3 protein-coding genes are annotated in these 2,550 nt (G+C 64.0%); all 3 read right to left on the bottom strand.

The genetic code is table 11. The annotated features are described in order from the left end of the window. Positions 1–342, bottom strand: a 342-nt coding sequence (locus CCR87_RS00005) for a hypothetical protein (RefSeq protein WP_201155304.1), incomplete at its 3' end; no start/stop codon positions are given. 34 nt (positions 343–376) lie between these two features. After that, positions 377–1,303, bottom strand: a complete 927-nt coding sequence (locus CCR87_RS00010) for a flagellin (RefSeq protein ID WP_027289060.1) — start codon at positions 1,301–1,303, stop codon at positions 377–379. A gap of 11 nt (positions 1,304–1,314) precedes the next feature. Then, on the bottom strand, positions 1,315–2,550 hold a 1,236-nt coding region (locus CCR87_RS00015; RefSeq protein WP_207186490.1), incomplete at its 5' end, for a FlgK family flagellar hook-associated protein.

The raw sequence follows: 2,550 nt of genomic DNA on the forward strand, positions 1-2,550 counted from the left end.
TCCGCTGGTGTTCGGATCGAAGCAGTAGCTTTGGCAGGCCGCCTGGAAGTCCTTGGCGTCGATCCAGCCGTTGTCCGCGGCGATTGGCAGCACGATGAAGCTGACGCTCGCGTCTTCCAGCGATTGCAGGATGCGGAACTGACTGGCTGCCTGGTTCGGCACGTCGGCGAGGGCGAACTGTGTGTAGCCCGCGAAGCCGAACGGTCCTTTCGGCATCTCCAGTTTGTGCTCGGGTTTGATGGTGAGCGTGCCGAAGCGGGTGTGCATCTGTTCCTCCCGCGAGGCCGTGCAGGTGGAAGCGTCGGCGTGTGCGAGGGTGGCGTGGGTGTCGTATGGGGCCATCAAGGAGTTCCTTTCCGGTCAGGAAAGCTAGGGGCTACAGGAAGTTCAGCAGCGACGTCCGTGCGAGCCGGGCCGTCACCGCGTAAGAAGTGTCGAGGGTGGTTTGCTGTTCGGCCAACAGGGTCATCGTGCGGCTGAAATTGGTGCCTTCGATGTCCGAGATGCCGGTCTCGACGTCGACTTGGCTGCCTTCCTGCTGAACACGGATGCCTTCCATCAGGTCGATTGAACTGCCGATCTGCGCGCGCGTATCGGAGAGCTTTGCGATGGCACCGCCAGCGGTGTTGGCCTCTCCGGTCAGCGCGTCCAGGGCGGCGTTGACCTCGCTCACATCGGAGGGGTTGTTGATCACGGTTGTCAGAGCGGTCAGGAGCTCTTCCATCCCGTTGTCGGTTCCCGGCGCGGCGGTGATCCCGTAGTCCAGCGTCACACCGGCGTCAGCGCGTACGGAGAGCGTGTCGGCATTGCCGTGGTAGTAAAGTTCCTGCGCGGCGATCCCGGTGATCGCCGCGCCGCCGGGATCGGTGCTGACCGGCCGCGTCTGGGTCGCGGTGCCAGAGAACAGGAAGCGTCCTTCCACTTCCTCGTTGATCAAGGCAACCGCTTGCTCCCGGAAGTCGCCAGCGATCTTGCCGAGATCGAGGGCTTTCAGGTTTTCGCCGTTGGCAGCGCTCAGCAGCGTTGTCTGGAATTTCTCGGCGATGTCCTGCAGCCCTTCGATCGATGTTTCCATCGTCTGCAGACGCAGTTCCGTGCGCTTGATGTTCTTGGTGAAGGCCGCGTTGGCCGAGTGCTGCTGTTCCAGGCTTTCGAGCCGGCGGGTGTCGGCGGAAATGCCGTCGTAGCCCTGCGACTTGTAGCCGGTGGCCGCCTGGATACGGTAATTCTGCACCCGCTCCTGGGCGTCCAGGTTGTTGCGGAGAACGAACTGGTTCTGCGCGTAGCTGCCGATGGAGGTCATGGCCTGGGTTCCTAGTTCATCATCCGGTCGAGTGTGTCGAACATTTGCTGGACGGTCGAAATGACCCGGGCGGAAGCGTTGTAGGCCTGTTCGAACACCAGCATGTTCGACAGCTCTTCATCGATGTTGACGCCGCTCTTCGAGTCCGACCGGAACTTGAGTTCGTCGTACATCGTCTGTTGGAAGTCGCGCGCGGTATCGGTGCGCGACGTTTCGCTCGCCTGGAAGGACAGCAAATCGGCCGCGTAGCCGCTCATCGTCGTGTTGACGTTACGCAGGTTGCCGCCGCTTGCGGCGATCGTGCTCCGGTCCTCGAACGAGTCGGCCATCGCCTGGGCCACCGTGTTGTCGCCGGCGTAGACGGCGGGCGGGTTGGTCGCGGGGGCCGGGCTGGGATATTGGGTGGCGCTCCCATAGGACAGGTTGGCCGAGTCTTGCTTGATATCGCTGCGCACCTGGATGTCGCCGGCCGCGCCGGTGATGTCGCCCGCGCCAGCGCTGGGCAGGAGCGGTAGATCCGGCGTCTCGAACAGGTTGTTCAGGCCGAAGTAGTGCGAGAAGCCGCGCGTGTCGCCAAGCTCCGTCGAGGCGATCGTGGCGTCGCCGGTGTTGAGCGTGAAGCCGGTCGCGCCGGCGGGGGCGCCGCCTGGAAGGCTCAATTCCAATTGCCCGTCGGCGTTGACCGTGCTGGCGAGCGTGCCGGCGAGAGATGCCTGGACGTCCGCCACGGAGGTGTCGCCGGCGATCGAGACGGTCGCCGACCCGATCACCTCGTTCGAGGCATTGGTGTAGTTGACGGTCAGGCTGCCGGTGGCCGGGCTGGAAAAGGTGTCCGAGCTGATGTCGGCGGAGCCCGTCAAAGTCGCCTGGCCTTGGTTCTGATAGGTGCCTTGGTTATGGGCCGCGTTGACCCGATCGCGCACCACCTGGGTCAGGCGGTCGAGGTCGCGGTGGAAGTCGGTCAGCATGTTGTCGCGGACATCCAGCAGGGCACCCAGCTTGCCGCCCGTGTTCGGACCGAGCTGATCCGATGCAGCCGCCGGCGACGGGGCGGATGAAAGCGTGGGAAACCCATCGCTTGACGTCGCGACCGGCCCAAGCGCGCTCGCCTTGGAGAAGTCGAACTGCACCTCGCGGCTATCGACCATCATCTTCGTGGAGCCGTCGCTCATCTTGCCCATCACGGCGATGGCGCCGTTGTCGCGCTGGAAGGTGCTCACATCCATCCATTCGCTGAGGGTCTCGAG

Origin of the sequence: Rhodobaculum claviforme, from assembly GCF_016653255.1 — a bacterium.
Classification (GTDB): Bacteria; Pseudomonadota; Alphaproteobacteria; order Rhodobacterales; family Rhodobacteraceae; genus Rhodobaculum; species Rhodobaculum claviforme.